The organism is Roseburia sp. 499, assembly GCF_001940225.2.
Classification (GTDB): domain Bacteria; phylum Bacillota; class Clostridia; order Lachnospirales; family Lachnospiraceae; genus Petralouisia.
Genome location: NZ_CP135164.1, coordinates 3,154,774 through 3,171,240, shown reverse-complemented (window position 1 = coordinate 3,171,240; position 16,467 = coordinate 3,154,774). Strand labels below are relative to the sequence as shown.

The following is a 16,467-nucleotide window of genomic DNA, read 5'->3' as shown; positions in this document are numbered from 1 at the left end:
GATAGAAAGAAGGATAAAAAATGCCTTATGTAGAAGAAAATTATGATGTGGTAGTAGTAGGAGCTGGTCATGCAGGATGTGAAGCAGCACTTGCCTGTGCAAGACTGGGGTTGGAAACCATAGTGTTTACGGTAAGCGTAGAAAGTATTGCATTGATGCCATGTAATCCGAATATTGGTGGAAGTTCTAAGGGACATTTGGTAAGAGAGATTGATGCCCTTGGCGGAGAAATGGGAAAAAATATAGATAAAACATTTATTCAGTCGAAAATGTTGAATGTTTCCAAGGGGCCGGCAGTTCATTCTCTTCGTGCCCAGGCAGATAAGGCAGAATATAGTCGAACGATGCGAATGACTATGGAAAATACAGATCATCTTACCATTCGGCAGTCTGAAGTGTCAGAGTTAATAGTAGAAGATGGTGTAGTAAAAGGTGTAAAAACTTTTTCAGGTGCAACTTATCATAGTAAAGCCGTTGTACTTTGTACCGGTACATATTTGAAGGCAAGATGTCTTTATGGTGAAGTTATCAATTATACAGGACCAAATGGATTACAGCCGGCAAACCATCTTACAGATTCGTTGAAAGCAAATGGTGTAGAAATGTTCCGCTTTAAGACTGGAACTCCGGCAAGAATAGATAAACGTTCTGTTGATTTTTCGAAAATGCAGGAACAAAAGGGTGATGAGAGAGTAGTTCCATTTTCCTTTACTACGAATCCGGAAGATGTTCAGATTGAACAGGAATCTTGTTGGCTTACTTATACAAATTTAAAGACACATGAGATTATTAAAAATAATCTAGACCGTTCTCCAATTTATGCCGGTGTTATTGAAGGAACCGGACCAAGATACTGTCCATCCATTGAGGATAAAGTAGTAAGGTTCGCAGATAAAGAAAGACATCAGGTCTTTATTGAACCGGAAGGAAAATATACCAACGAAATGTATATTGGAGGAATGTCCAGTTCTCTTCCGGAAGATGTACAATATGAAATGTATCATACTGTTCCGGGATTGGAAAATGCTAAGATTGTAAAAAATGCATATGCTATTGAATATGATTGCATCAATCCGAGACAGTTAAATCCTACTTTGGAATTTAAAAAGATTAAAGGATTATTTTCCGGAGGTCAGTTCAATGGAAGTTCCGGATATGAAGAGGCAGCCGGACAAGGATTAGTAGCAGGAATCAATGCTGCTATGTCTGTATTAGGAAAAGAACCTTTAGTATTAGATCGTTCTGAGTCATATATTGGTGTTTTAATTGATGATTTGGTAACAAAAGATAATAAAGAACCTTACCGCATGATGACTTCAAGAGCGGAATATCGCTTACTTTTGCGTCAGGATAATGCGGATTTACGCCTTTCTAAAAAAGGATATCGGGTAGGATTGATAAGTAAAGAACGTTATGACTGGGTGATAGAAAAAGAAAGACTCATTCAGGAAGAAGTAGAAAGAGTAGAACATGTAAATATTGGTGCTAATGCAAAGACACAAAAAGTACTGGAAGAACATAATAGTACGCCATTAAAAAATGGAACAACATTAGCAGAGTTGATTCGTAGACCGGAATTATCTTATGAAGATTTGGCAGAAATTGATCCGGAACGTCCAGAATTGAAATATGATGTAATAGAACAGGTGAATATCAGTATTAAATATGATGGATATATCAAGCGCCAGATGAAACAGGTAAAGGAATTTAAGAAGCTGGAAAATAAGAAGTTGCCGGAGCATTTTGATTATGAGCAGGTAAAGAGTTTGCGTATTGAAGCAAAACAGAAACTAAATCTGTATCAACCAGTGAGTGTGGGACAGGCTTCCAGAATCTCAGGAGTTTCTCCGGCAGATATTTCTGTATTGCTGGTATATTTGGAGCAAATGTATCATAATCAGAAGAAAGAAAACTAGTGGAGTGATTATGGAATATAATTTAGAAAAATTTAAATCAGGATTAAACAAATTAAAAATTGAACTTTCAGAGCAGCAAATACAACAATTTCTTACTTATTATGAGATGTTGGTGGAAAAAAATAAAGTCATGAATCTTACTGCTATTACAGAATTTGAAGATGTGGTGGAAAAGCATTTTTTAGATTCATTAAGTTTGATTCAGCAGATAGAGTTGCATCAGAATCTTAAGGTATTGGATTTAGGAACCGGTGCGGGATTTCCGGGAATTCCATTAAAAATTGCATTTCCGGAATTAGAAATTGTATTGATGGATTCTTTGAATAAGAGAATTAATTTTTTAAATGAAGTGATTGATGCATTGAAGTTGGAACATATTACAGCAGTCCATGGAAGAGCAGAAGAGATGGCAAGAAAGCCAGAGTATAGAGAACAGTTTGATTTATGTGTTTCTAGGGCAGTTGCTAATCTTGCATCCTTAAATGAATATTGTTTACCTTTTGTAATAGTAGGAGGAAATTTTATTTCTTACAAGTCAGGAGAAGTCGAAGCGGAAGTAGAGCAGTCTAAGAAGGCAGTTTTTCTTTTAGGTGGAAAAATAAAAGATGTAAAAAAATTCCGCTTAGTAGAAACGGACGCGGAACGTTCCTTTATCCAGATACAAAAGGTAAAGAAAACACCAAAAACTTATCCCAGAAAAGCGGGAACTCCTTCTAAAAACCCAATTCAATAGAAATGAAAAAGATAGGAAGATTATTCCTATCTTTTTTAGTATGCTTAGTTTGATTCCAGATAAAGGTTTAATACGTCCATCAATTTTTCCGGAACTTCCAATTGAGGAAGATATTTAGAATTATCCACATAGGAGGCTTCGATGGAAGAATTGTAAGCCACATAGGAATTCATAACTTCTGTAATGCCATTCTGTTCTCGACTTCCAATTAAATAAATGCTGTTATTTATTTTCTTGAGAGCATGAACGATATTGATGTTAGTGTAACTTGCCTTAATACTGGACAACAAATATTTCCCTTTTCCATTTTGTAAGTGAGCTGATTCGTAATAAGTGTCCAGGACTTTTGTAGGTACCATATGTCCTTTATAGTAATATTTTTCTTCGAAAAGTTTTGAAATATTTTTGCTATGGAACACAATGTTATAAATTAGAGTACCTATAATTGGCATATCAATAAGGAACTTTAAAGCATTCTTTTCTTTATTTGGTGTAGCACACAGTTCTACCAGATTGGTAGGATTAATTACAATAATTTTATTGAATTGTTCCGGATTCATATTGCATGCCATCAAAGTAAAAGAAGAAGATTCTCCGGTTACTACTACATCTGTTTTTTCTCCAATTACATTTTTAATAAAATCAGTAATGAGCTGAACAAAGAGATAATTACTGTAGGTCATATTTGGTTTATCACTACGGCCACAGCCCAAAAGATCAATAGTATAAACAGTGTGATTTTTTGCCAATCGTTTTACGCATTTTTCCCATTCATAAGAAGAAGAAGCCGGATTCAAATCATGAACTAAAAGTACAGGACTTCCTTTTCCTTGTTTAGTATAAAAAATTTCGCCATATCTCCAGGTAAAAAATTTTCCATTGTCGGTTTTTAATAAGTTCTTCATGACAGAAGAAACACTAATAGCTTTATTAATACCATAAATGCTTATGGTGGTCATCGTTGTAAGAAGTAAAAAATTACGAATTTGTTTTTTCATCTAGAGCCATCCTCCCTCAACATTTTTTCTCTTTCTATTATTATAGACGAATTGATACAGATATACAAATAAAAAATCAAAATTAATCTTTAAATATAATTTAAAATGATATAAAATTAAAGTGTTATAGTTTGAAATTATAAATAAGAACATATGTTCTGAAGGAGAAATATGATAATAGAATACTTGGAAAAAATATATGCGGAAATGTATGAACAGAAAGTTTCTCTTGAACGTGATTATAAAAAGAATGAACTTTTATTAAAAGAAAATATTCAATTTATATATACATTGGAAAATTCTTTAGACAGGAATTATGAATCTTTTTCTCCAAGAGATATTAACCATGAAAGCTATGAGAAAATAGAAAATTTGAAAGAAGAAAAATCCCAAATTGAGAAACAGGAAGAAATATTAAGAATAAAGATTTCTGATTTAAATGATCATTTGGCAGAACTGGAACATGTATTAAAAGTTGTTCGCGAAAATACAAAGGCAATAGAAGAAAAAGAAGTCTTATTAGAAGATGATGAGTTTTTTCGAAAAAAAATACTGGAAACACAGGAAATGGAACGTCAAAGAATTGCTCGTGAATTACATGATTCCATTGTGCAGAATCTTACCAGTATAGTACATAAGATAGAATTTTGTACAAAATTAATGGATATGGATACCGTAAGATGTAAGTTAGAACTTCAGACAATGTCAAAGATGGTAAAAAGAATTATTGAGGATATGAGGCAAGTAATATATGATTTGCGTCCAATGTCTCTAGATGATATTGGTTTGGATGTCACATTAGAACGTGAAGCAGCTAAGTGGAGAAATACCGGAAAAGTTTTAGTGGACTATCAAACAGAGGGAATAATAAAAAAATTACCACCTCTTACATCTCTTACTGTTTTAAGGATTGTGCAAGAAGCATGTAATAATACTATAAAACATTCCGGAGCAAAAAATATTAAAATAATACTTTCTTATGAAAAAGAAAAAGTAAAAGTTGAGATTGCAGATGATGGTTGTGGGTTTGAAGTAGAAAGTATAGAACATTTGCAGAGGGATGATGGTTCAGGGTTTGGAATATCAATAATGAAGGAAAGAGTATATTTATTATCTGGGAAAATAAATATAGAATCAATCATAGGAGAAGGTACTAAAATTTCTGTGGAATTTCCTATTGATAAGGAGGAAAATTAAATGGCAATAGAGGTAATGATAGCAGATGATCATTCCATGGTACGGGAGGGGTTAAAACAGTTATTAGAATTAGATGGGGATATTCTAATAACCGGCGAAGCGAGTGATGGAGTAGAATGTTTGAAATTACTGGAAGAGAGTCTTCCACAAGTTCTTTTATTAGACATTAACATGCCAAATATGAATGGATTGGAAGTACTAGAAAGAATAAAAGAAAAGAAAATAGACACAAAGGTAATTATACTTACAGTCCATAATGAGGTGGAATATTTATTAAAAGCAGTAGAAATAGGAATTGATGGTTATATGTTGAAAGATTCTGATTCAAATGAATTAAAAAAAGCAATTTTGAGTGTGATTCAGGGAGAAAGTTATATACAGCCAAGTTTAATTCCAATTTTGAATTCTAAGATGATAGAAAGAGATGTTGAAAAAGAAAAATTAAATCTTTTAACAAAAAGAGAAGTTGATGTATTAAAACTTATGGCAGTTGGCTCATATAATAAAGAAATCGGGGAAAAACTTAATATAAGTGAGCGTACTGTTAAAAATCATATTTCTAGCATCTTTAAGAAAATAGAAGTTTCGGATAGAACACAAGCTGCAATATTTGCAATTAAAAATAATTTGATTAATATATTTTGATAAGTAGAAGGAGATGTTTCACGTGAAACATCTCCTTTGAAATAATATGATAAAAAACACAATGTTTCACGTGAAACATTGAAATAAATCTAGAATTACATGTCGAAAAGTGATATAATAGGGAAAGTATAGAAAGAAAGGAAAACGTCATGGGAAGAATTATTGCTATTGCAAACCAAAAAGGTGGAGTTGGTAAGACTACTACTGCAATTAATTTATCAGCATGTCTTGCCGAAACTGGAAAAAAAGTATTAACTATTGATTTGGATCCTCAAGGAAATACTACCAGCGGACTAGGTATCGAAAAAGAAGAATTAGAAAATACAGTATATGAACTGATGCTTGGTGAATGTACGGTTAGAGAAAGTATGATAAAAACAGAAATTGAAGGATTGCAATTAATTCCGTCAAATGTAAATCTTGCTGGTGCTGAAATAGAATTACTTGGTATTAATGAAAAGGAATACATTTTAAAAAATGAAGTAGATTATATACAGGATGATTTTGATTTTATTATTATTGATTGTCCTCCTTCTTTAAATATGCTTACGATAAATGCTATGACTACTGCAAACACAGTATTAGTTCCAATACAATGTGAGTACTATGCATTGGAAGGATTAAGTCAGCTGATACATACGATTAATCTTGTACAACAAAGATTAAATCCGAGCCTTCATATGGAAGGAGTGGTATTTACTATGTATGATGCAAGAACAAATTTATCTTTGCAGGTTGTAGAAAATGTAAAAAATAATTTAAATACTACGATATATAAAACAATTATTCCAAGAAATATTCGTTTAGCAGAAGCCCCTAGTCATGGTCTTCCCATTAATTTATATGATTCGAAATCTGCTGGAGCAGAAAGTTATCGTTTGTTGGCAAAAGAAGTAATAGAAAGAAAGGATGTATAAAGATGGCAGCAAAAAGAGGTGGATTAGGAAAAGGACTAGATAGTCTTATTACTGATAAAGTTGGAAGTGGAAATACAACAGTAGAAACTACAAACACGAAAAAGGCAGAGCCGGATAAAGATGTTACTTTTGTGAAAATTGGAAAGGTAGAACCAAATAGAGAACAGCCAAGAAAGAATTTTGATGAAGATGCTTTGTTGGAATTATCGGAATCAGTAAAACAGTATGGAGTATTACAACCATTATTGGTACAGGATAAAAAAGATTATTATGAAATTATTGCAGGAGAGAGAAGATGGCGTGCAGCCAAGCTTGCTGGTTTAAAAGAAGTTCCTGTAATTATTAAGAATCTTACAGAACAGGAAATTGTAGAGATTTCTTTAATTGAAAATATACAAAGAGAAAACTTGAATCCAATTGAAGAAGCGTTGGCATATAAAAGATTATTAAATGAATTTAATTTGAAACAGGATGAAGTGGCAGAAAGAGTTTCGAAATCTAGAACAGCAGTTACCAACTCTATGCGTTTATTAAAATTAGATGAGCGTGTTCAACAAATGGTGATTGATGATTTGATTTCTACAGGCCATGCAAGAGCATTGTTAGGAATTGCTGATGGTGAGCAGCAGTATGCACTTGCACAACAGATTTTTGATGAAAAACTTAGTGTTCGTGAAACAGAAAAATTGGTGAAAAAATTGCAAAAACAAAAAACGGAAGCACCAAAGCCGGCAGTGGATAATAGTATGGCAGTATTCTATGAAGATATGGAACAGAAATTAAAGGCTATTATGGGAACGAAAGTTGCAATTCACCAGAAGAATAATCAAAAGGGAAAGATAGAAATAGATTATTATTCTACAGATGAATTAGAAAGAATTATGGAATTATTTCAGTCAATACATGAATAAAAAGAAAACAAACATATGTTCTATACGATGGAGGTACTTATGATATCAGAATTTTTACATTTAGAATTTACAGCAGATGATTTTTTACTTACTTTTGCGATTATGGCGGGTGTCATGTTGATATTACTTATTTTAGTAATTGTCAACATGGTAAAGACAAGTAAGATAAAGAAAAAGTATGAATCTTTTATGGTAGGAAAAGATGCAAAATCATTAGAAGAAAATCTTATAAAAAGAATTCACCAGGTAGAAGATTTGTTAGTATCTGAAAAAAGAAACGAAGAAAATATTGAAAAAATATTTAATAATTTGAAGTTTACCTTCCAGAAGGTTGGAATGGTAAAATATGATGCTTTTAATGAAATGGGGGGAAAACTTAGTTTTTCTTTGGCGTTATTAGATCAGAAAAATGATGGATTCATTATCAATGCAATGCATAGTAGAGAAGGCTGTTATACTTATATCAAAGAAATTATTGATGGAAATTCTGTTATTGTTTTAGCAGAAGAAGAAAAAGAAGCATTGAATATCGCAATGGGAGTAAGTGAAAAGAAGCCGGAATAATTGGGAGTATAAGATGAAAAAATACCGTGTATCAGAATTGGCTGGAAATGAGATACTCGCCAAATCTGTGTATTTGGAAAATGGTCAGCTTTTATTAGAAAAAGGAATCAGTTTAGATGAATCCTATAAAGAATCTTTGATTGCACTGAATATACAGGATGTTTTTGTTCAGGGTCCATATGAAAAATATGAAAGACCGAATTTTTATCTGGAACGGGAAAAAATAATAAATTTTCAGAAACAATTAGAAGAGATATTATCTCATCACGTGTATAAAGAAAATAAAAAATTAAAAAGATTAAAAACTCTTGCAGAAGAGATAGCAGAAGAGATCTTCCAGGTAGAAAATAAAAAACTAATTGATGTGGTAGAACATAGTGGAAATCTTTATGAACATATTATATTTACAACTATGTGGAGTCTTATTCTCGCAAAGGAATATGGATTTGCGAAAGAACAGTCAGCACATCTTGCTTTAGGTGGACTTTTACATGATTTGGGATTATGTTATATAAATGTAAACTATCGGGATTGTCATATGGAAGAAATGACACCTTTGGAAATTTTTGAGTTAAAGAAACATACCATTTTGGCATATACCGCCCTAGAGCAAGAGACATGGATTCCGGAAATTTCCAAAAAGATGATTTTATCACATCACGAAAAAATCGATGGAAGTGGTTATCCCTTAAAACAGAAAAATCAGGAACTGGAATGTAAAATCATACAAATATGCGATGCCATGGATGGTAGTTTGTGTGGTATGGAACGGCAAAAAGTTTCTGTGGAAAAAGCGTTGGAAGAAATAAGCGATAGCCAGAAATATGATGAGGAAATAGTAGGAATTTTAAAAGCCAAAATTGCCAGATATCCGGTGGGGACACAATTACAGTTAGAAAGCGGGAAAAAAGCAATAGTTGTTTCACAGACGGAAAATCCTTTTCAACCGGAAATAATAGAATTAGAGGAAAAGGATATCCACCCTAAATTATTGACAGAAAATGTAATCCACATATTTTAAAAAATATTTAAAATAGTGTGGAAAAAGAATATTTTGTATTATATAATAAAAAGAGAAGTTTCCCATGAAGGGAGTGATAGTATGCACAATTATTTGAGAAGTATTGGATTTAAGAATTTAGCAAAGAAAAAAGAACTGGATATTTTAATAGATGATATTATTAAAAACCCGGATAACAAATTGATTACTGAAGATGCAAAAGGAAATGTTTTTGCAGAATTAAGTAAGGAATATGGTGAATTTATTGGAATTGCAGTCCGTGGTGAATATATCGAAGATGAATTTCAAATGGATTACTACTATCCCTATTTTATAGGAAGCGGAATTACTACCGAGGAAAAGGTAGAGATAGAAAGACGTTCTGACAGAGAAGCCTATGCCGGAATTTGTGATGAATTGCGAATAGGGGTTACTTTGATTTTTTATTTGCAGAATGTAATTGAATATTTACAGGAAACCGGAAGTATTGCAAGAAAGATTCCGGTGAATACAACTTTGTCTGCATTGTCTACTAGTGGAAAGATTGTTTTTCCTATCTATAAGAATGAGTCTCAGATAAAAAGTGGCCAAAATTATAATCAGAAGAGAAGTCATCTGATTGCAGCTGCAAGAGATGGAGATGAGGAAGCAATAGAAAGTCTGACATTAGAAGACATTGATACCTATTCTATGATTTCCAGAAGAGTTATGAAAGAGGATATTCTGTCTATTGTAGATACCTACTTTATGCCTTATGGAATTGAAAGCGACCAGTATAGTATTATGGGAGAAATTTTGAATTTCTATACGGTCGAGAATAACATGACTTCAGAGAAAAGTTATGTTATGACAATAGAAAGTAATAATCTGGTTTTTGATGTGTGCATCAATCAGGAAGATTTGTTAGGAGAACCTGCAATTGGACGCAGATTCAAGGGAACTATTTGGATGCAAGGCCGGATTAATTACCATATATAATTTTATGATTCATAGATATGGCTGCCGTTGCCAAACAGCTTAAAAAGTATGAAAATACGGCATTCGTTCTCATAGTTAAATGGATATAACAAGCGCCTCCTAAGCGCTAGTTGTGGGTTCGATTCCCGCTGGGAACATTCTTTTTAAGCAGTAATGACGATGAAATCATTGCTGCTTTTTTCACGCAAGTGCTATTTCAAGAATATATCTTATTCTCTATATACACTACTATCAATAATATTCACAAATTCTTTCATAGCATTATTCACATTTTTATCCTTATGTATTAGTATCTGCGAATAAATTGGGAACGAGCAACCTGACCAATTTAGTTTTACCAGTTTTCCGCTTTTCATCTCATCTATTGCTGACATATCCGGAATAAATGTAACCCCTAAATCATTTATCGCAAATTGTTTTAATATTTCCTTACTGCTTGTCTCCAATTCAATTTTGGGAGTAATATCATGTTTCTTCAAATCTGTAATTAGCATGTTATGAAAATTGCAATTATTCGGAGTTAATAATAATGGAATGCTGTCTAAATCCTTCTCCGCAATTTCATTTTTAGAAGCAAGAATATTTTTCGGACTTGCAAAAAAACTTAGATTCTCGGGTTTGTTATAAAGCAATAATAAATCATCCCTTACAATAAGTGGATTTAAAGTATATACAATATCTAAAGTCCCTTTTTTTAACATTTCTGGAAAAGTATCATGTGTGACAAACATAAGCTGAATTTCAACCTTAGGATATTTCTTTTTATATGCTAGTAAATACTGTGGAAACAAGTTATAACAAAGTGTTTCTGATACTCCTATTTTCAAAGTTCCATTAGGTTCATCACTTATAGGGACATCTAGTAGAATTTCACGCTCCAACTGTTTTATTTTTTCTGCATATTCTATCAGTCTCGTTCCTGAAACTGTTAATACTACAGACTTCCCCAATCTGTCGAATAGCTCAACACCTAGTTCCTCTTCCAATTGCTTTATCTGCATAGTGACTGTTGATTGTGCATATCCGAGAGATTCTGCCGCTAAGGTAAAATTTCCCAAACTAGCTATTTCAAGAAATGTTTTTAATTGAATTATTGTCATAGAAACCACCTTTTCAACTAAATTGAATTATTAATTCAAATTTATCAATTTTACTAATGGTTTATTCAATGATATTATACACGTAGAGACTATTAAATTCAATTACTAATGAAGGGAAAAATTTATGAATGAACTATGTATGATAATTAAAGATGCTGTAAAGCCTAATTTTATTAATATTAGAACATCTATTCAAACATATAACCGTGATGATCTTTGTTGTGGTCGTCCTTGTTGGAGATGGGCTTATCACGCACTTCATTCAGCTGATAAATGGTTCATAAATCCTTTTGACTACAATGAACCTGAGTTTCATGAAGATGGTATGGATAATCCTGATAATCCTAGTTCTGTTGTACTTTCAGATGAGCAATTGCTAGAATACCTTGAAAAAATAGAAAACAGAACACTTAATTATCTGGATACACTCACAGATGATATGCTATACGAAAAACCAGATAACTGCCCATATACACGTATGGAACTTGTACTTCGTCAATTTAGACATTTGTCATTCCATACAGGAATGCTGAATGGACAGACTGCCATTGTAACTGGTGAATTTCCTATGTGGATATCTGAAACAAATCAATACGTTGACGATGGCAAATTCTTTGGTCGATATCGATATAGAAATTACAAACCTAAAAAAAATGATATCTATACTATACGAAAATTATGTGATAAGATATTAGAGAAAGTACAAATCGGAAGTTAGTGCAGAGAAAGGAACAGATGATAAATATCGGTAATTATGAAATAAAAGAAATTGTATATTCTTTAGGTGCTGATTTGTGTGGTGTTGCCTGCATAGAGAGATTTAACAATGCACCAAAGGGATTTCATCCATTAGATGTATTGCCAAGTTGTAAATCTGTAATATCGTTTGCTGTTCATTTTCCTGTAGGAGCACTTAAATGTGAGACACCAGTTCCATATACTCGTATACGAAATTCACTCACACCTAAAATGGATGCAATAGCATTGAATTTATGCATTGAACTTGAGAAAAGAGGAATAGTGTCAGTGCCTATTCCAACAAATGAAAGTTTGTGGGATGAGAAGACAAATAGATGGCGTTCAATTATTTCACAGAAGCACGTAGCACAAGCGGCTGGAATAGGAAGAATAGGAAGACATTCATTACTAATTACCAAACAATTTGGTAGCATGGTATGGTTAGGAAGTGTTTTGTGTGAGGCAGAAATCGAACCAGATGAGATGATAGAGGATATATATATCCATTGCAACAGATGTGTACAAGTATGTCCTGCTAATGCACTGGAAAATGAAGAGATAAATCAGTCAGTGTGTTGGGATAATGCTTTTGGCGATGATGAAGCAACTAAGACATGGGTTATTTCGTGCCATAAGTGCCGAGACATTTGTCCCTATAATTTAGGTACAGAGAATAAGTTTATCTAATGTGAAACTTCCGGTTTATCGGTATGATAAGATGGTTGGACAAAAGTTACATGAAGAGAATGGTGAGATATATGGATAAAATAGAAATAATTGAATTAGAGAATATAAATCGTGAAGATGCACTTAAAATAATGATTCTTGAACTGGAAAATGAGATAAAAAATTCTCAATATATTTTATCTAGAAACATTAAACAGGAAGAAAGACAGTTTTCAATAATTCTGGATAATGTAATAAATAATACAATTGGGAAAGCAATATTATTAAATGGTAAATTAGCTGGCTTTCTCGCATTTTTCGGACCAAAAGATAATTTTTTTGGAAATTGTAAAGGTGCATTTTCACCACTCGGATATAGTGCATTCGGTTCATCGAATCGTGAAAAAATTGCATCTATTCTAATAGAATATTGTATAGAAGAACTTTATAAAAATGGTATAACACATATGGCATTATCAAGATATGCCAATGATGATGAAGTAGGAAGAATTTTGAATTTAAGTAGTTTTGGAATGCGATGTTCAGATGCGATAATGTTGGTGGAGAATTACAAATATGAATCTGATAATAAAGGTAACAAGGTGATTCGTTTTGAGATTCTTAATGGGAAAAGACGATTGGAAATTCAAGAGTTGGATCAAGCATTAACGAAACATTTATTAGCAAGTCCCTGCTGTTTCATTTCAAAAGATACCGATTTGGAAAATTTAGTAAGTGACAATGAAAAAGAGGTTATTGCTGCATATATTGAAAATGACATTGTAGGATATATGACATTGACTCATGGTGGAGAAACTTATTTGTCCGAGTATGATAATGTGAGAAGTATTTGTGGTTGTTATGTAAAACCAGAATTTCGACATATGGGAATTGCAAAAGCATTGTTGGATGAAGTGGTTGAGCATGTTGCAAAGCAGGGATATACCTATTTGGGGACTGATTATGAAACAATTAATCCAACTGCATTGCGTTTTTGGACGAAATATTTTGCACCATATACATATTCGTACATACGAAGATTAGATGAAAGAATCTTAGAAAGGTATTCCTTGACTTAGATTTACAGATAATAATTTGTGTTTTCTACATGGACTTGAACAGGAGCTACGCACTAATTAATGCGTAGCTCCTTGTACATATTGCAGATAAAAAATATTGTTACTGCAAATCTTCCCGGTCAGATACTGTAATGAAATTTTCAAAGTCTTCTAATAATGCGGAGAGGTCTGCCTCTGTAAGGTCAGGGCCATTAATTCTTATATCAACATTCCCTTTATATCTGCAGTACATGGTATCATATTCACAATCACCATCAGAAATCTCATATGTATTTTCTGCGACTGTAATAGATCTGTTGTTTTTGCCACGGAGATCAAGACCTGAAAGATGAAATCCTGTACTTGATATTTCATACATTTCTATGGAATAATCTTTTCCATTAAAGTTATAGTCGAAAGAGATGTCTGTTGCATAGTCGCTGTTTTTGATAAATTCGCCTGTAAGATTAGATACTTTATCTAAACTATTGAATTTGAAATTACTTAATCCCATTTCAAATTCATTAAATGAGTTATGTTCTTTTAAATCAGATGGGTGTAATGGGGCAACTGAAGAATCTTCAACCGTACCATATGACATACTAAAGTCATCTAACCCGTCTTCATCCGTACCGTGTACATAAATATAGAAATCCGCATATTCATATTTTAAATCATATTCACCATTCTCAACTTCATATTCAGTACGATATTTACCACCAAAGAATTCATCAGCCTTATTCATATCTGTAAAATCAGGAAAAGCGTCTTTCGCTGAATCTCCCATTAAAGATAACATTGAAATTGCACATTCATCAGGTCGGCATGCTTTTTCTTGAATATTAGTTACAAATGTAGTAAGACCACAATTTAGTTCAATGTATGTATTACCGTCTTCTCCCAAATCGACAGGTAGGTAAGGGACATCGGATGGCCAACTGTTAAGACCACTTTCGGCAGCCCAGCTTAATGTACTAACAGGATCACCTATCTGGTATTTTTCGCCATTTAGGATTACAGTCTTATCCCAAGTTCCTTCTTCATTATTTGTAGTTTCTGAAATTTTCTGTTCTTTGGTATCTGATACAGTTGCATCTGGGGTGTTATTAGTTGTGTTGGCACAACCACATAACAATACACCGGCTATCATTCCGGTAGTTACAGTTCTTAATAATTTGTTTTTCCTCATATTACTTATAACCTCCACATAATCTTTTGTTAAAAAATTTGAAATGATGTGACATGCTTTTTGATAGTAACAGAAAAAATGAGAAAGATCAAATTTTTTTTCCTAGCTTTTACAATATAAGAAAATATCTAAAAAATAAATCAATGATAGTCAAAAAAACATCGACATCCGACTTCATACACGTTATAATATAGGTAATCTAATAGGGTTTGTTTGTAATTCTAACAATTTGCTAACAGAGTGTGTTTTACTCAGAAAAATTTGCATTATTTTGATAGTAAATAACAGGAAAGTTAGAAAAAATCAAGACTTTCCTTGAATTAGATGAACGTTCTTTGACAGGGGGACATCGCTGACTAAAGCTTTTAAGCGGTAGGTCGGGGGCGAATTACCTCGGGAACGTTTCCTAAAAATTCACAAAGGTGGAGGAAAAAAGTATGGGAAATGGGAATTTACAAAGGATTAAGGTTTTAATTGCTTCATTAGTAGCAGTGGTAGCAGCAATGGTGAACATTTATGTTATTGTGAATGCACCAAATAACTATGTATTACTGGCAATCGTAAGTTTGATTCTTCTGGTAGCAGTATATTTGGTTATAAGTGGAAAACTGCAATTACGAGATTTGAGTAGTCAGAAGGCAGAAGAGCAATATCATAATCTTATGACTTCTCAAAAGGCATGCTATTTACAAGCGCGTAAAAATTTTCGTGAGACAAGTGGAAAAATAAATGCGTTGGATGAAAAGATTGCCCCTCTCACAGTTAGTAATGATGCAAATTATAAGAAAATTGGCGAACTTTTAAGTGCTCTTATGGAGGATCAGAAGAAAGTAGCAAAGCTTACTTTAAGTAGAAGTAAGGAAAATGCTAATGCTATGATGAATTCCAATGATAAGGTATTGGAAGAGATGATTAAAGTTCAGGAAACTGTTAATCAGATAATGGAACAGAATGGAAATGGAACAGAAGAGAATCATGCAGAGCAATTTGTTAAAATAGAAGAAGGACAGCAGGAGCTGTTAGCAAAGATGCAACAGTTGGAAGATTCTTTAAAGAGCCAGATGGATGTGTTGGCAGATAAGGTTCAGGAAATGCCAAATATGGAAAGAGAAATGATGGAAGAATTAAAGTCTGAAATCAGGATAGAAGCATCCAGACAGGTAGCGGAAGAATCGAAAGTGGATGAAATAGAACCAGAACCAATGCTGGAAGAAGAACTAATATTGAAAGAAGAACCAATACTAGAAGAGGAACCAATACTGGAAGAAGAACCAATACTGGAAGAACTGGTAGAGGAAGAAACTGAGATTGAGCCAATATTGGAAGAACTAGAGACAGAAATAGAAGAGACTCCAATACTAGAAGAGGAACCAATATTAGAAGAAGAACCAATACTGGAAGAACTAGTAGAGGAAGAAACTGAGATTGATCCAATATTAGAAGAATCAGAGATAGAAATAGAACCAGAGCCAATATTGGAAGAACTAGAGACAGAAATAGAACCGGAGCCAATGAATGAAGAACTAGAGACAGAAATAGAACCGGAACCAATATCAGAAGCGCCGACTCCTGTAATGGATACAAATAAGATAATGACACCGGAAGAGATTGCTGCATTGATTGCTGGTGGAGAGGAAGAAGCACTTCCGGAAACAATGGAAGAAGCGGAAGTAGAAGAGCCAAAAGAAGAAGCATCAGTGGAACCATCTATGCCGGATTTATCAGATCCGAATAAGAAGATGAGTCCGGAAGATATCGCAGCTTTAATTGCAAATATGTAATATGTAGTCCTTATGAGTTATCAGTTTAAGATTTCTCATAAGGATTTTTTTGTCATATAAAATAGTCTGTTTGCAT

General features: G+C 33.1%; 16 protein-coding genes and 1 tRNA gene. 14 read left to right on the top strand and 3 right to left on the bottom strand.

The features are described 5' to 3' along the window. Positions 1–20: 20 nt before the first annotated feature. On the top strand, positions 21–1,916 hold the full coding sequence (gene mnmG / locus BIV20_RS15635; protein ID WP_075717623.1) for a tRNA uridine-5-carboxymethylaminomethyl(34) synthesis enzyme MnmG: 1,896 nt from the start codon (positions 21–23) through the stop codon (positions 1,914–1,916). A 10-nt stretch (positions 1,917–1,926) separates the two neighbouring features. Next, complete coding sequence (rsmG, locus tag BIV20_RS15630; RefSeq protein ID WP_075717621.1) at positions 1,927–2,649, top strand: 16S rRNA (guanine(527)-N(7))-methyltransferase RsmG; 723 nt, start codon at positions 1,927–1,929, stop codon at positions 2,647–2,649. A 44-nt stretch (positions 2,650–2,693) separates the two neighbouring features. Here rsmG and BIV20_RS15625 read toward each other — a convergent pair whose 3' ends face one another. Next, positions 2,694–3,647 carry an alpha/beta fold hydrolase gene (locus tag BIV20_RS15625; RefSeq protein WP_075717619.1) on the bottom strand — a complete coding sequence of 318 codons (954 nt, stop codon included), beginning with the start codon at positions 3,645–3,647 and terminating at the stop codon, positions 2,694–2,696. Positions 3,648–3,818: 171 nt separating this feature from the next. Here BIV20_RS15625 and BIV20_RS15620 point away from each other — a divergent pair, with 171 nt between their 5' ends. The 8 genes from BIV20_RS15620 to BIV20_RS15585 all read left to right on the top strand — a co-directional run bounded on the left by BIV20_RS15620 (position 3,819) and on the right by BIV20_RS15585 (position 9,996). Then, a complete protein-coding gene (locus BIV20_RS15620) occupies positions 3,819–4,844 on the top strand; it encodes a sensor histidine kinase (protein WP_075717617.1) in 1,026 nt (341 codons plus the stop codon). Beyond that, positions 4,845–5,489: a response regulator gene (locus BIV20_RS15615; RefSeq protein WP_075717615.1), complete on the top strand. Its 645-nt coding sequence runs from the start codon at positions 4,845–4,847 to the stop codon at positions 5,487–5,489. A gap of 149 nt (positions 5,490–5,638) precedes the next feature. Further along, complete coding sequence (locus tag BIV20_RS15610) at positions 5,639–6,406, top strand: ParA family protein (protein WP_075717613.1); 768 nt, start codon at positions 5,639–5,641, stop codon at positions 6,404–6,406. 2 nt (positions 6,407–6,408) lie between these two features. Beyond that, positions 6,409–7,317 carry a ParB/RepB/Spo0J family partition protein gene (locus BIV20_RS15605; RefSeq protein WP_075717611.1) on the top strand — a complete coding sequence of 303 codons (909 nt, stop codon included), beginning with the start codon at positions 6,409–6,411 and terminating at the stop codon, positions 7,315–7,317. A 39-nt stretch (positions 7,318–7,356) separates the two neighbouring features. Further along, positions 7,357–7,881: a DUF4446 family protein gene (locus BIV20_RS15600; RefSeq protein ID WP_075717609.1), complete on the top strand. Its 525-nt coding sequence runs from the start codon at positions 7,357–7,359 to the stop codon at positions 7,879–7,881. Positions 7,882–7,894: 13 nt separating this feature from the next. Continuing rightward, the gene (locus BIV20_RS15595; RefSeq protein ID WP_075717607.1) at positions 7,895–8,902 is read left to right on the top strand and encodes an HD-GYP domain-containing protein; all 1,008 of its coding nucleotides are present in this window, start codon (positions 7,895–7,897) and stop codon (positions 8,900–8,902) included. A gap of 81 nt (positions 8,903–8,983) precedes the next feature. Next, the gene (locus tag BIV20_RS15590) at positions 8,984–9,859 is read left to right on the top strand and encodes a DUF3881 family protein (RefSeq protein ID WP_075717605.1); all 876 of its coding nucleotides are present in this window, start codon (positions 8,984–8,986) and stop codon (positions 9,857–9,859) included. Positions 9,860–9,924: 65 nt separating this feature from the next. Continuing rightward, positions 9,925–9,996: transfer RNA gene (locus tag BIV20_RS15585), tRNA-Arg, on the top strand. 72 nt (positions 9,997–10,068) lie between these two features. Here the strand turns inward: BIV20_RS15585 and BIV20_RS15580 are convergent. Next, positions 10,069–10,959 carry a LysR family transcriptional regulator gene (locus BIV20_RS15580; protein ID WP_075717603.1) on the bottom strand — a complete coding sequence of 297 codons (891 nt, stop codon included), beginning with the start codon at positions 10,957–10,959 and terminating at the stop codon, positions 10,069–10,071. A gap of 124 nt (positions 10,960–11,083) precedes the next feature. On the opposite strand from BIV20_RS15580, the gene BIV20_RS15575 reads away from it, so the two are divergent. The 3 genes from BIV20_RS15575 (at position 11,084) to BIV20_RS15565 (ending at position 13,442) form a co-directional block, all read left to right on the top strand. After that, entirely contained in the window at positions 11,084–11,677 is a 594-nt protein-coding gene (locus BIV20_RS15575) for a DinB family protein (RefSeq protein ID WP_242939768.1), read from the top strand. Positions 11,678–11,694: 17 nt separating this feature from the next. Next, a complete protein-coding gene (locus tag BIV20_RS15570; protein ID WP_242939767.1) occupies positions 11,695–12,384 on the top strand; it encodes a 4Fe-4S double cluster binding domain-containing protein in 690 nt (229 codons plus the stop codon). Between the two features lie 71 nt (positions 12,385–12,455). Then, entirely contained in the window at positions 12,456–13,442 is a 987-nt protein-coding gene (locus tag BIV20_RS15565; RefSeq protein ID WP_075717601.1) for a GNAT family N-acetyltransferase, read from the top strand. A 100-nt stretch (positions 13,443–13,542) separates the two neighbouring features. Here BIV20_RS15565 and BIV20_RS15560 read toward each other — a convergent pair whose 3' ends face one another. Next, the gene (locus tag BIV20_RS15560) at positions 13,543–14,610 is read right to left on the bottom strand and encodes a hypothetical protein (protein WP_075717599.1); all 1,068 of its coding nucleotides are present in this window, start codon (positions 14,608–14,610) and stop codon (positions 13,543–13,545) included. 437 nt (positions 14,611–15,047) lie between these two features. Between BIV20_RS15560 and BIV20_RS15555 the strand changes: the two genes are divergently transcribed. Next, positions 15,048–16,391, top strand: a complete 1,344-nt coding sequence (locus BIV20_RS15555) for a hypothetical protein (RefSeq protein WP_158024894.1) — start codon at positions 15,048–15,050, stop codon at positions 16,389–16,391. Positions 16,392–16,467 lie beyond the last annotated feature (76 nt).

Excerpts from the sequence above, each read along its gene's own strand:
- BIV20_RS15560 (WP_075717599.1), bottom strand. The coding sequence starts at position 14,610 with ATGAGGAAAAACAAATTATTAAGAACTGTAACTACCGGAATGATAGCC.
- BIV20_RS15555 (WP_158024894.1), top strand. The coding sequence starts at position 15,048 with ATGGGAAATGGGAATTTACAAAGGATTAAGGTTTTAATTGCTTCATTA.
- BIV20_RS15620 (WP_075717617.1), top strand. The coding sequence starts at position 3,819 with ATGATAATAGAATACTTGGAAAAAATATATGCGGAAATGTATGAACAG.
- BIV20_RS15605 (WP_075717611.1), top strand. The coding sequence starts at position 6,409 with ATGGCAGCAAAAAGAGGTGGATTAGGAAAAGGACTAGATAGTCTTATT.
- BIV20_RS15580 (WP_075717603.1), bottom strand. The coding sequence starts at position 10,959 with ATGACAATAATTCAATTAAAAACATTTCTTGAAATAGCTAGTTTGGGA.
- BIV20_RS15610 (WP_075717613.1), top strand. The coding sequence starts at position 5,639 with ATGGGAAGAATTATTGCTATTGCAAACCAAAAAGGTGGAGTTGGTAAG.
- BIV20_RS15570 (WP_242939767.1), top strand. The coding sequence starts at position 11,695 with ATGATAAATATCGGTAATTATGAAATAAAAGAAATTGTATATTCTTTA.
- mnmG (WP_075717623.1), top strand. The coding sequence starts at position 21 with ATGCCTTATGTAGAAGAAAATTATGATGTGGTAGTAGTAGGAGCTGGT.
- BIV20_RS15575 (WP_242939768.1), top strand. The coding sequence starts at position 11,084 with ATGAATGAACTATGTATGATAATTAAAGATGCTGTAAAGCCTAATTTT.
- BIV20_RS15615 (WP_075717615.1), top strand. The coding sequence starts at position 4,845 with ATGGCAATAGAGGTAATGATAGCAGATGATCATTCCATGGTACGGGAG.
- BIV20_RS15590 (WP_075717605.1), top strand. The coding sequence starts at position 8,984 with ATGCACAATTATTTGAGAAGTATTGGATTTAAGAATTTAGCAAAGAAA.
- BIV20_RS15565 (WP_075717601.1), top strand. The coding sequence starts at position 12,456 with ATGGATAAAATAGAAATAATTGAATTAGAGAATATAAATCGTGAAGAT.
- BIV20_RS15595 (WP_075717607.1), top strand. The coding sequence starts at position 7,895 with ATGAAAAAATACCGTGTATCAGAATTGGCTGGAAATGAGATACTCGCC.
- BIV20_RS15600 (WP_075717609.1), top strand. The coding sequence starts at position 7,357 with ATGATATCAGAATTTTTACATTTAGAATTTACAGCAGATGATTTTTTA.
- rsmG (WP_075717621.1), top strand. The coding sequence starts at position 1,927 with ATGGAATATAATTTAGAAAAATTTAAATCAGGATTAAACAAATTAAAA.
- BIV20_RS15625 (WP_075717619.1), bottom strand. The coding sequence starts at position 3,647 with ATGAAAAAACAAATTCGTAATTTTTTACTTCTTACAACGATGACCACC.